This window comes from Winogradskyella sp. (assembly GCF_028282165.1).
Lineage (GTDB): Bacteria > Bacteroidota > Bacteroidia > Flavobacteriales > Flavobacteriaceae > Winogradskyella.
The window spans coordinates 85181-96318 of sequence record NZ_JANQIM010000018.1 but is presented as its reverse complement, the minus strand read 5'-3'; the positions used below and the strand labels follow the sequence as shown (position 1 = coordinate 96318).

11 protein-coding genes, 5 tRNA genes and 1 pseudogene are annotated in these 11138 nt (G+C 35.4%); all 17 read right to left on the bottom strand.

Translation table 11 applies throughout. The features are described 5' to 3' along the window. Positions 1–129 (bottom strand): annotated as a pseudogene (locus Q0972_RS08065) (50S ribosomal protein L11); the annotation flags it as partial. Between the two features lie 68 nt (positions 130–197). Beyond that, positions 198–743 carry a transcription termination/antitermination protein NusG gene (gene nusG, locus Q0972_RS08060; protein WP_076617136.1) on the bottom strand — a complete coding sequence of 182 codons (546 nt, stop codon included), beginning with the start codon at positions 741–743 and terminating at the stop codon, positions 198–200. Between the two features lie 21 nt (positions 744–764). Then, positions 765–959, bottom strand: a complete 195-nt coding sequence (gene secE, locus Q0972_RS08055) for a preprotein translocase subunit SecE (protein WP_299364649.1) — start codon at positions 957–959, stop codon at positions 765–767. 112 nt (positions 960–1071) lie between these two features. Continuing rightward, a tRNA-Trp gene (locus tag Q0972_RS08050) sits at positions 1072–1144 on the bottom strand. A gap of 116 nt (positions 1145–1260) precedes the next feature. Beyond that, positions 1261–2448 (bottom strand): elongation factor Tu, encoded by a 1188-nt coding sequence (gene tuf, locus Q0972_RS08045; RefSeq protein ID WP_299364647.1) that lies wholly within the window; start codon positions 2446–2448, stop codon positions 1261–1263. Positions 2449–2516: 68 nt separating this feature from the next. Beyond that, positions 2517–2588: transfer RNA gene (locus tag Q0972_RS08040), tRNA-Thr, on the bottom strand. A gap of 70 nt (positions 2589–2658) precedes the next feature. Then, a tRNA-Gly gene (locus Q0972_RS08035) sits at positions 2659–2731 on the bottom strand. Positions 2732–2900: 169 nt separating this feature from the next. Then, positions 2901–2983: transfer RNA gene (locus Q0972_RS08030), tRNA-Tyr, on the bottom strand. Positions 2984–3047: 64 nt separating this feature from the next. Continuing rightward, positions 3048–3121 (bottom strand) — tRNA-Thr (locus tag Q0972_RS08025). Between the two features lie 110 nt (positions 3122–3231). Continuing rightward, positions 3232–3540, bottom strand: a complete 309-nt coding sequence (locus tag Q0972_RS08020) for an HPF/RaiA family ribosome-associated protein (protein WP_299364645.1) — start codon at positions 3538–3540, stop codon at positions 3232–3234. Positions 3541–3610: 70 nt separating this feature from the next. Next, positions 3611–4501: a tyrosine-type recombinase/integrase gene (locus Q0972_RS08015; protein ID WP_299364642.1), complete on the bottom strand. Its 891-nt coding sequence runs from the start codon at positions 4499–4501 to the stop codon at positions 3611–3613. Between the two features lie 109 nt (positions 4502–4610). Continuing rightward, positions 4611–5777, bottom strand: coding sequence for an acyl-CoA dehydrogenase family protein (locus tag Q0972_RS08010; RefSeq protein ID WP_299364640.1), 1167 nt, complete (start codon positions 5775–5777; stop codon positions 4611–4613). 13 nt (positions 5778–5790) lie between these two features. Next, positions 5791–6666: a helix-hairpin-helix domain-containing protein gene (locus tag Q0972_RS08005; protein WP_299364638.1), complete on the bottom strand. Its 876-nt coding sequence runs from the start codon at positions 6664–6666 to the stop codon at positions 5791–5793. Positions 6667–6680: 14 nt separating this feature from the next. After that, complete coding sequence (locus tag Q0972_RS08000) at positions 6681–8309, bottom strand: sodium:alanine symporter family protein (protein ID WP_299364636.1); 1629 nt, start codon at positions 8307–8309, stop codon at positions 6681–6683. An 88-nt stretch (positions 8310–8397) separates the two neighbouring features. Next, positions 8398–9429, bottom strand: coding sequence for a TrkA family potassium uptake protein (locus Q0972_RS07995; RefSeq protein WP_299364633.1), 1032 nt, complete (start codon positions 9427–9429; stop codon positions 8398–8400). 2 nt (positions 9430–9431) lie between these two features. Then, complete coding sequence (locus Q0972_RS07990) at positions 9432–9659, bottom strand: PspC domain-containing protein (protein ID WP_299364631.1); 228 nt, start codon at positions 9657–9659, stop codon at positions 9432–9434. A gap of 154 nt (positions 9660–9813) precedes the next feature. After that, positions 9814–11112: a DUF2851 family protein gene (locus Q0972_RS07985; protein WP_367182398.1), complete on the bottom strand. Its 1299-nt coding sequence runs from the start codon at positions 11110–11112 to the stop codon at positions 9814–9816. Positions 11113–11138 lie beyond the last annotated feature (26 nt).

Below are 11138 nucleotides of genomic sequence, written 5' to 3'. Positions count from 1 at the left end.
ATTAAACTGCTTACAGAACTCCATGATATTAACTCCAGCGGCACCTAAAGCGGGTCCAACCGGTGGCGATGGATTCGCAGCACCTCCCCGAACTTGTAACTTAACTACTTTGTCTAGTTCTTTTGCCATTTTTCAAAATTTAGTGCGTCTTTCTATTTTGGAAGCTTAGATTAACGCTATCTTAATTGTAACAATTATTATAACTTTTCAACTTGCATATAGCTTAGTTCTAATGGTGTCTTTCTTCCGAAAATTTTAACCATTACCTCAAGCTTACGCTTTTCTTCAAATATTTTTTCTATGGTACCATCAAAACCATTAAATGGTCCATCGATAACTTTTACGGTTTCTCCTTTTGTAAAAGGAATTGCAATATTAGCATCAGCTTCTATAGCCAATTCATCTACTTTACCTAACATTCTGTTGACTTCAGACTGTCTCAGTGGTACTGGATCACCTCCTTTAGTCTCACCCAAAAAACCAATTACATTAGTAATGGATTTAATGATATGGGGAATCTCACCACTCAAGTTAGCTTGAATCATAATGTAACCAGGAAAATAAACCTTCTCTTTGTTTATTTTCTTTCCATTACGTATTTGGATCACTTTTTCGGTCGGTACTAAAACCTGATCTACATAATCTTCTAAACCTAATCTGGCGATTTCGTTTTCTATGTAGGTCTTTATTTTATTCTCCTGACCACTTACTGCTCTAACAACATACCACTTTTTATCTGACATCTTCTTTTCTGAATATTTGTTTTAGCTTAATAAATCAAAATATACCTTTACTGCTCTACTAAATACAGTGTCCACCCCCCAAATAGCTAAAGAAAAAATAATTGAAAAAACTGCTACAAGAACCGTTAATCGTTGAGCTTCTGGCCAAGGTGTCCAAGACACATGGTTTTTTAACTCATCGAACGATTCTTTGATATATGTTATTAATCCTGCCATTTGATTCTTATTTTTTAGGTTATATATTAACCAGTTTCATTATCGCACGGGTTGCGAGACTTACTTCGACTATGCTCAGCATAGACTTCTCGTCTAGCAATCCTTTACTTCGCACGGGTTGCGAGACTCGAACTCACGACACCTGGTTTTGGAGACCAGTGCTCTACCAACTGAGCTAAACCCGTTTTTTGAGTTTTTGCTCTACCTCCCGATAGCTATCGGGATGAGCTAAACCCGTAAACAACAATCAAGGCATCCCGAAATTTCGGGACACCTTAAATTGATTATTTATTTGTTTTATTTAGTCTAAAATTTCAGTTACCTGACCAGCTCCAACTGTTCTACCACCCTCACGGATAGCGAAACGTAAACCTACGTTCATAGCAATTGGTTGAATCAAGTCAACAGTAATTGTAAGGTTGTCACCTGGCATTACCATTTCAACACCATCTGGAAGAGAAATATTTCCAGTTACGTCAGTTGTACGTACGTAGAACTGTGGACGGTAGTTGTTGTGGAATGGTGTGTGACGACCACCTTCTTCTTTTTTAAGGATATAAACCTCAGCTTTGAATTGTTTGTGAGGAGTTACTGAACCTGGCTTTGTGATTACCATACCTCTAGAGATTTGATTTTTCTCAATACCTCTTAATAAGATACCTGCATTATCACCAGCTTCACCTCTATCTAATATTTGACGGAACATCTCAATACCAGTAATAGTAGATGTTAATTTCTCAGCACCCATACCGATAATCTCAACAGGATCACCAGTATTAGCTACACCAGTCTCAATACGTCCAGTTGCCACAGTACCACGACCAGTAATTGAGAATACGTCTTCGATAGGCATTAAGAAAGGCTTATCCATATCGCGCACTGGTTCTTCAATCCACTCGTCAACATTCTTCATTAATTCTAATACTGTATCTACCCACTTTTGCTCACCGTTAAGTGCACCTAAAGCTGAACCAGCAATTACAGGACCATTATCACCATCGTACTCATAGAATGATAATAAATCTCTGATTTCCATTTCAACTAATTCTAAAAGCTCTTCGTCATCAACCATATCCACTTTGTTCATGAATACAACGATACGAGGAATACCTACCTGACGACCAAGTAAGATATGCTCACGTGTTTGTGGCATAGGACCATCTGTTGCAGCAACAACTAAGATAGCACCATCCATTTGAGCAGCACCAGTTACCATGTTCTTAACGTAATCCGCGTGACCTGGACAGTCAACGTGTGCATAGTGACGGTTTTGCGTTTGATATTCTACGTGAGATGTATTAATTGTGATACCTCTTTCTTTTTCTTCCGGTGCATTATCGATTTGATCGAAATCCTTAGCTTCAGATAAACCTGCATCAGCTAATACTTTAGTAATAGCAGCAGTTAAAGTTGTTTTACCGTGATCTACGTGTCCAATAGTACCAATATTTAAGTGTGGTTTTGAACGATCAAAAGTTGCCTTTGCCATGTTTAATTTATTTAATCTTATTTAATATTAGTGTTCAATTTTTATTCTAAACTTCCTTAGAACTAAAGAGCCAACGACGAGATTTGAACTCGTGACCTCTTCCTTACCAAGGAAACGCTCTACCCCTGAGCTACGCCGGCGATTTATTTACGATTGCCGACATTTAGATTTACGATCCGCAAATCGGAATTCGCAATTTGCAAATTTTAGAGCGGGAGACCGGGTTCGAACCGGCGACATTCAGCTTGGAAGGCTGACGCTCTACCAACTGAGCTACTCCCGCAATTATAATTAAGCTTTTTTACTACTTAATCAATGGTTTTTCAATATTTCAAAGTTTCTGGATAACCTTATTATAATTGGTGATCCTGAATTGGTGACCCAATCCAAAGAATTTTTTAACGCAGTTTTACGAAAGCAAGCTTTTGACAACTTCTCATAAAAATTCTTTGTGGGGAGAGCAGGATTCGAACCTGCGAAGTTAAAAAACAACAGAGTTACAGTCTGTCCTCGTTGGCCGCTTGAGTATCTCCCCAAAAATTTTCAAATAACATACTCAAACTTCTAGTCTGAGATCTCCTGTTTTTGCAGGAATATAGAGCCGATAGAGGGACTCGAACCCACGACCTGCTGATTACAAATCAGCTGCTCTAGCCAGCTGAGCTATATCGGCTTTTTGTTGCCTTTTTTCGTCAAAATTTGACCATAAAAAAAGTCCGCTATTTCTAACGGACTGCAAATGTAGTGTTTTATTTTTTTATTCAAAACATTTTTGAAAAATTTTTAGGCCTTCGCTCTAGCCCTTAATTTTTGTTTTCGTTTTTTAATTTGCCGTTCTAAAGATGCTATTGCAATATCCGCTCCTTCTTCGAATGTTTTACACTGTTTCTTTACCACAAAACTATCACCTGGAACAAGCACTTTAGCTTCAAAAACCTTGTTTTCTTTATCGCTTGTATTTTCAACCTTTAAATAAACATTAGACTGAATTATCTTATCATAAAACAAATCTAACTTATCCATCCTTTTTTGAATGAAATCTATCAATTTTCTGTCTGCTGTGAAATTAACGGATTGGGTGTTTACTTTCATACGTTGTTTTTTAAGTTAAACAATAGTACTGAAGATGATTCAATACTCTAATTAATGTTAAGGTTAGTTCTTAACGTCTATTCCTTGGATGTGATTTAGCATACACCTTTTTTAATTCTGCTATACTGTTATGTGTATATACTTGTGTGGCCGCTAAACTTGTATGTCCAAGAAGTTCTTTTACTGCATTTAAGTCTGCACCTTGATTTAATAGATGAGTTGCAAATGAGTGCCTCAATACATGCGGGCTGCATTTTGCCTTTGAAGATGCTTCACTAAAGTACTTATTTATTATTCGGTAAACAAGCATTTCGTAAATTTTAAGACCTTTTTTTGTTAAAAACAATTCTTCTTTGTCTTCAATTATTGGCAAGTTAGCCCTATAGGTTAAGTAGCTATTCAGAGAGGTAATCAATGTATCTATAAGTGGTATATAACGCTCTTTATTTCGCTTGCCCAAGACTTTTATCTGTCTATTGTTTAGGTCTAGATCAGAAATCTTTATGTTTACTAATTCTATACGTCTTATACCTGTTGCATAGAACAACTCTATGATTAATTGATTTCTAGCACTTTCAAAATCATTAACCTCTATTGAATTTTCTAAAACTTGTTTTAATTCCTGTTCCGAAAAAGGCAGTTGAACTTTCTTACCAACTTTAAGTGCTTTGTGTCGTTTTAACGGATTAGTTTCTATTTGCTGAACCTTTTGCAGAAACTTATAGTATGAATTAAGCGAAGATATTTTTCTGTTTATAGTTCTATTTGAAATACCACTATCTACCAATTCAACAATCCATTGCCTTATCTCTGAATAATTAATATTGGTCAAAGGTTCGGAATCATGATTTTCCTTAAGAAATTCTTGAAACATTTCTAAATCCCTAAGATATGCCAATACGGTATGCTTAGAATACTTTTTTTCTAACGACAAATAATCTGAAAAGGCCTGTAAACTCATGTTATCTTAATGTAATAAATATAGCTTTTTAGATTGAAAGTGTAATTAGAAAACAAAAAAATCCTGTTTTTAAGCAGGACTCTTTAAGTATAAATATTTAGAATATCGGCTACGTTGCTGGTTTATAATCCTTATTATCTATAACCATTTTCGCAATAATCTCTTTGAGTATCTCTGAAGTTCCACCACCTATAGGCCCTAAGCGACTGTCTCTTGCTAAACGTGCCATAGGATATTCTTCCATATACCCATAGCCGCCTAAAAACTGTAGACATTGGTAAATAACATCATCGGCCATTTTGGTAGATTGTAGTTTAGACATTGTGGCTTCCTTAACTACGTAGTCTCCCTTATCTAAACGTTTTGCAACATAATAGTTGAATTGCTTACAAATTTCCATTTGTGTTATGCAATCCGCGAAGGTGTGTCTCAAAGCTTGGAACTGATCGATTGTTTTTCCAAAAGCTGTACGCTCGCTCATATACTGCTTTGCATATTCTAAAGCATACTCTGCCCTTGCATGAGCATTAATCCCCATGATGAGCCGTTCTAATGCAAAATGTTGCATGATATATGGAAAACCTTGATTCTCCTCTCCCATTAGATTTGATACTGGAATCTCTACATTATCGAAGGCAATCTCACCTGTATCTGAAGCTCGCCATCCTAACTTATCTAATTTTGTTGCTGAGATACCAGGTGTATCTCTATCTATCACAAAAATACTGATGCCTTTATTACCCAATTCTGGATTGGTCTTAGCAGCCACGACTAAATAATCACTACTAACACCATTGGTGATAAACGTTTTAGAACCGTTGATTATATAAGAATCTCCATTCTTTACAGCTGTTGTTCTCATACCTGCCACATCACTACCGCCAAAAGGTTCTGTAATACATAAGCAACCTATTTTATCGCCAGAAATACTATCAGTTAAATATTTTGATTTTATAGCTTCATCGCCCTCAGCATTAAGGTGCGTCATTGCTAAATAAGCATGTGCCCAAATCGCTGCGGCAAAACCACCCGAATTGATACGTTGCAACTCTTCTAAAAGGATAACCGTGTAGAACAAATCTAAGTCCAACCCACCGTAGGCCTCAGGATAGGCTAAACCAAAATAGCCCATTTCTCCAAATTTCTTCCAGATAAAGCGTTCTATATTTCCTGTTTCTTCCCATTTTTCAATATGGGGAACGACTTCTTTCTGCAAAAACCCCCTAAGACTTTCCCTAAATAAATTATGTTCTTCCGTGAAATAAATACTAGACATTTAGTTCTTTTTTTTACAGATGCAAATATAACTTAATTATCTCGATCTTATTCACAGGAAAATCTTCAACTTTTGTTAATTCTTCCAAAGATTTAAATCCGTCTCTTAAGGTACGCTCTTCTATAATATTATTAGCTATTTCATAATCAATATATTGGATGGTCACCAATTCGTCTCTTGTAGCTGCATTAAGATTGTACTTTGTAATTGCTCTTGGTGTTTTTACGGTAAATTCATTTTTGATGCGATCAATCACTTCTGGTGATAATCCGTAGACTTCCGAAAGTTCTACATCGGCAACAAATCCACCTTCAAATTTGTTTCTGTATCTAATGATTCGCTCTGAAAGTTTTTCGCCTACGCCATAAACTTTTTGTAGTTGAGATGCTGTTGCTTTGTTTAAGTCTATCTTTTGAGCATAGGATTTTGGTGCATTATTATTTGAGTATGAATGATTGTAAGAATTTGATTTTACCTTAGGTTTAGTTACCCACTCAGGAAACTTAAAGTATGGGGAGATTGTTGCTAATAGTGAGTCTGAAACTTTAGTAACCTTTTGAAACTGCTTTGCTGAATTAATCCATTGATTGCTTTCCCTAAATTTATGGAGTCGGTCGATTTCCTCATTAGACATCCCCAGAGCATACCCCTTGTAGTCTGTAATATAGTTAGGGTTGAATGGGTATATTTTAGGTGTATTCTTCTCAATCTCAACCAAACGAAGCGAATCTAACTCTTGTCTAAAAGCATCTATAGCTTCATTATCAATTGCTAATTCCTCATTGGAAAAATCTACTAAGGCATAAATGCACTGTAAAGTAATAATGATTAGCAACAATAAAAAAATCCCATTTCGTTGTTGATTGGTAAACTGGAAGTGGGATTTCATATATAGAACTATATTTATTCTTCAGAATTAGCCTTTATGGCTTTAACATAACGTGCCAATTGTTTCCTAACTACTGGGAATAAGAAATACAGACCTACCATATTTGGGAAGACCATAGCGAAAATCATGGCATCTGAGAACGACCAAATTGACCCCATACTTGCAGCTGCACCAATAATTACGAATATTAAAAACAATAGCTTATAAACTAAATCAGCAGTTTTTCCTCTACCAAACAAGAATTTCCAAGATTGCAGACCATAGTACGACCAAGAAATCATGGTAGAAACTGCAAACAATACTACTGCAATTGTCAAAAACACATTAGAATATGGTATATATTGTGCAAAGGCCTTAGATGTAATTCCGGCTCCCTGTACTATTTCATCACCTATTAACACCGCGCCACTACCATCGGTACTTACATCTGCTCCATATTCAAAGAAACCACCGAAATTGAAGATAACTATCACTAATGCGGTCATAGTACAAATAACAACCGTATCTATGAATGGCTCTAACAAGGCTACAAGTCCTTCAGAAGCAGAATATTTGGTCTTTACTGCAGAGTGTGCAATTGATGCTGAACCTGCACCGGCTTCATTAGAAAAGGCTGCTCTTTTAAATCCTACCAAAAGAACACCTATTATACCACCTACTGCCATAGACTTTGGATTGAAAGCTTGTGTTACTATCAATGAAATGGCATCATCGATTAATGAAAAATTAGATAAGATGATATAGAGGCAAGCTACAACATATAACAAGGCCATAAATGGAACTATTTTTTCAGTTACCGATGCAATACGTTTTATACCACCAATAATGATAACTCCAACTAAGATAGCCAGAACAACCCCAATCCAAAAACCGGCACCAGTACTTTCTAATCCTAGTAGTTCTTTTAATACTATGGTTGCCTGATTGGATTGTGCTGCATTACCGCCTCCGAATGAACCACCAATGCAAAAAATAGCGAAGAAAATTGCAGCAATTTTACCCAGCATAGCAAAACCTCTTTCTCTGAGACCTTTACTTATATAATACATGGGACCTCCATACACTACTCCATTCTCATCAACATCTCTATATTGAACCCCCAAAGTACATTCAACAAATTTCGTTGACATTCCTAAAAGACCGCAAATTATCATCCAAAATGTAGCTCCCGGGCCACCCAAAGCAATTGCCAGAGCTACACCCGCAATATTTCCATTTCCAACTGTACCAGAAACTGCTGTTGCTAGAGCTTGAAAATGACTAACCTCGCCTTCTTCTGTCTCGTACCTAATGGTCTCAATAGCATCACCGCCTGGTGTTGAATCTCCATAAGCTGGTTCAACAATAGGATGATCAACTTCATCATATTTGCCTCTTACGACATTGATGGCGGTAAAGAAGTGCCTAATATTAGGAAACTTAAAATACAATGTAAAAAACAAAGCACTCCCTACGAGAAGAACCAAAACAAATGGAATATCGGGGTTGGTCCAAACCTTAAAAAATATGACATTGTTAAAAAAATCTGAGACTGGTTTAAATCCTTCATCAATTCTTTGGTCTAGACCTTTTTCTTGTGCCTCTTGAGCAAAATTTAACAACGGAAATAAAAGCACAAAAATTGATAGAAGATATTTCTTCATAAGAGTAGTTATTAGTTAGTTTTAATTGAATATAGCCGACAAGATGCTAAAAAAAAATGAGTTTTTAAAGTTAGAGACGTTAAAATGGCTAGGTGTCTTGATCTATGTTATATTCAGAATTTAGTTTTTCAATTTGTTCTGGGCGACCCAAAACTATGATTTTAGAACCTGCCACTAGCTTGGTATCTGCTTCAGGATTTACAATATATTCACCGTTTTCATCCTTAAAGCCAATAACGGTACAACCTGTTTTTCTCCTTAAATCGAGTTCTCTTATGGTCTTTACCTTATTAATATTATACAGTTGCTCTACTTTTACTTCTTCTACATTTATATTCTGCTCTCCAACAATCCCTAGGTTATCTATAAATTCTACTAAATCTGGAATCACTACAAGTGATGCCATATGATCGCCACCAATTTTATCTGGTGAAATAACGTTATTGGCCCCAGCTAATTTTAGTTTGTTGTATGACGTTTCTTGTGATGCTCTACTTATTATACCAATGGTTTTATTGATTTGTCTTGCAGATAACACCACAAACAAATTATCGGCATCGCTTGGCAATGCTGTAATTAGAGTACTCGCCCTTTCTACACCAGCTTCAATTAGGGTTTCATCCTCATTAGCATTACCAAAAACATAAGGAATGTTTTCATCTTGTAACTTTTCAATTACTTCTTTATCGCGTTCAATAATTACAAAGGGTTTACCATAGTCCAGTAATTTTCTTGATGCTTGCTTTCCATTGCGTCCAAAACCACAGATGATTATGTGGTTAGACATGGATTCAATTTCCTTTTGCATTTTTCGTTGTTTTATGTCTTCTATATTGTTTTTGCTGAGAATGTATTCCGTGATTATTGAAATAGCATAACCTACAATGACTACACTAGATAAGATTAAAAATACAGTAAATATCTTAGCGGTATCATCTAATGGGTTCACCTCTTCAAAACCTACAGTAGTAATAGTAATTACTGTCATATACACAGCATCTATCCAAGTATAATCTGATATAAATCTAAAACCAAAAACACCTATAAACAACACCAGAAGAAGCAATAGTAAAGCCGTGTAGATTTTGGATCTAAATAGTCTGAGTAATGGGTTCTTCATAATTATAGATCAAATACCGAAGAGCGCTTTGTGTAGATTATATCTTTAATTCGTATCCAAAAAGCTAAAAATAAATATAAAGCGAAACCAAACCCTAGTGTAACGAAGGTTAAATACATAAATGACGTTCTTACAATTTTAGCTCTAATACCCAAGCGGTCAGCAATACGCTGGCAAACATAATACCCTCGTTTTTGAAAAAAGTGTAATAGCGTGTAGAACAAATTCATCTGTTAATATATATTGTTTCCGTTTGTCAGATGTAATTATGCATCTGTAAATCATTTGGTTTTAAAAGAATTAGTGAATCTGCGATTTCACCAATTAATATTGTGGTCTGAATCAAATTAATCTGTTATGGCGCATTTATTAATCGCAATTTAATTAATTTTTAACGATTAGACTATTGCCGATTGCACATTGCAGGCATTTATTTTTATCACAATAATGCTGTTTTAATTGCAACAAAGCTTGAGAGGTGAAAGCATTTTTTTCGATCGATTTCAACTCTAAAAACTTTTTTACAATACTGTTGCTTTCTAGGTTTATTTCTCTAATAAGCTTTAGTAAGCTTTCTTCTATATGTTTTCCCTGGGATTTTGCATAACTGAACTTTAGGGGAACAATTGTATTGATGATCAATAAATCTATAAATGATTTAGTAAGCATCTTTTTTGACGTATTTGAAGTGCTTGTAAAAGTATAATGTGTCATCCAAAAATCGGACACCCCTTTACTAAAAAGTGTATAAAATGCTTCCTTTGATTCGCAGGCCATTAACTTAGAAAAAAGCTGATGCTCATTAGAATAGAGATTGGCAAATTGAGACAAACGAACGGTTGGGAAATTGGGTGGCCGTAATCTAAAAAATTGTATCTGTAAAACACCTTGATTGTTTAGTCTGAACTTTTGATTCAAATATTGGTAGTGTTGCTTTAATTTCAGATGGTATGTTTCTTGAATATCACCATCCAGAAAACCTGCCTGACCAAACAGCAAAGCTTCCATATCTAAAACACTATGCTGCAGCTTTCTAACGACTGAATAATCCACTGAATTGGCTAAACTCAAAAAAGCTTCACCATTGACCTTGAGCCCAAAATTCTTCAATAGCATCTTAAACAAAACGGCTTCCCAATCATTATAGGATAGCTTCAGTAATTTTGAAATGTCATCCGATTTTCGCTCTAAACGCTCTATAAATAAACGCTCTAGCCAATTATTTAATAAGAAATCATCAACTTCTTGGAAATCCTTTTCGCAATTGATCCAATGTCTTGATTGTATCAATTCCCTATAGTTATCCAAAAGATGAAGATCTATATATTGTTGTAATTCTAAAGTTGGGATTTTAGAATTGTCCTTTCTAAAGATTTCGGCATCATGCTCCCAAACAACATGTAAGATAACATTATCATATGCGCTATCTGTTTCATGATTATGCAAATACCAGTCCGAAGACTTTATATGAATCTCAACATTGCCAGCCCAAAGCTGATTATTAATATCGATCTGCGCATTAAAAAAATCTGGACCAGAATTGTGATTATGCTGACCCAATTTCCTTATAGCAACTCGTTCCCCTTTTGTTGTCTTAAGAGAAGATGTTGAAAACATTTTATGTTTCCAGATATAGTGAAGAAAGTCTTCTTGCATGGTCCTAAAATAGGAAAATCCTGACAAATTTGTCAAGATTTTTTTTATTAATG

Bases quoted from the DNA above. Each gene is read 5' to 3' on its own strand.
- nusG (WP_076617136.1), bottom strand. From the start codon at position 743: ATGTCAGATAAAAAGTGGTATGTTGTTAGAGCAGTAAGTGGTCAGGAG.
- secE (WP_299364649.1), bottom strand. From the start codon at position 959: ATGGCAGGATTAATAACATATATCAAAGAATCGTTCGATGAGTTAAAA.
- tuf (WP_299364647.1), bottom strand. From the start codon at position 2,448: ATGGCAAAGGCAACTTTTGATCGTTCAAAACCACACTTAAATATTGGT.
- Q0972_RS08020 (WP_299364645.1), bottom strand. From the start codon at position 3,540: ATGAAAGTAAACACCCAATCCGTTAATTTCACAGCAGACAGAAAATTG.
- Q0972_RS08015 (WP_299364642.1), bottom strand. From the start codon at position 4,501: ATGAGTTTACAGGCCTTTTCAGATTATTTGTCGTTAGAAAAAAAGTAT.
- Q0972_RS08010 (WP_299364640.1), bottom strand. From the start codon at position 5,777: ATGTCTAGTATTTATTTCACGGAAGAACATAATTTATTTAGGGAAAGT.
- Q0972_RS08005 (WP_299364638.1), bottom strand. From the start codon at position 6,666: ATGAAATCCCACTTCCAGTTTACCAATCAACAACGAAATGGGATTTTT.
- Q0972_RS08000 (WP_299364636.1), bottom strand. From the start codon at position 8,309: ATGAAGAAATATCTTCTATCAATTTTTGTGCTTTTATTTCCGTTGTTA.
- Q0972_RS07995 (WP_299364633.1), bottom strand. From the start codon at position 9,429: ATGAAGAACCCATTACTCAGACTATTTAGATCCAAAATCTACACGGCT.
- Q0972_RS07990 (WP_299364631.1), bottom strand. From the start codon at position 9,659: ATGAATTTGTTCTACACGCTATTACACTTTTTTCAAAAACGAGGGTAT.